The sequence below is a fragment of the Deinococcus pimensis DSM 21231 genome (assembly GCF_000519345.1).
GTDB lineage: Bacteria > Deinococcota > Deinococci > Deinococcales > Deinococcaceae > Deinococcus_A > Deinococcus_A pimensis.
Window position 1 is genome coordinate 37,533 of sequence record NZ_KI912674.1, and the last position, 364, is coordinate 37,896.

The 364-nt window shown below is 74.7% G+C and carries 1 protein-coding gene; it reads right to left on the bottom strand.

Annotated elements, in window-relative coordinates; translation table 11 throughout:
- Positions 1 to 364, bottom strand: a 364-nt coding sequence (locus tag DEIPI_RS40590; RefSeq protein WP_169737197.1) for a TolC family protein, incomplete at both ends; no start/stop codon positions are given.

Below are 364 nucleotides of genomic sequence, written 5' to 3' on the forward strand. Positions count from 1 at the left end.
AGCCGGGCCGAGGTGAGGGCGTCGTACTTCTGCCGGACGTCGAGCTCGACGTTCTGGCGCGCGAGCGACAGGGCCAGCTCGGCGGACGCGACCTGCGTCCGGGCGCTCGCGACCTTCGCGTCCCCGACGGGATCGACGAGCGTGAAGGACGCGCCGACGCCGAGCGAGAGGGAGGTCGCGCCGCCCCCAAAGCCCGTGGTGACGCCCGCGCTCGCGACGCCCGTGGTGAGGTTGAGGCTGCCGCTCAGCCCCGTGCCGCCCGCGCCGTACTTCACGTTCGCGGTGACGTTCGGGAGGGCCCGGTCACGCGTGGCGTTCGCGAGCGTCGCCTGGGCGCCCGCCAGCGACTGCTGCGCCGCGATCA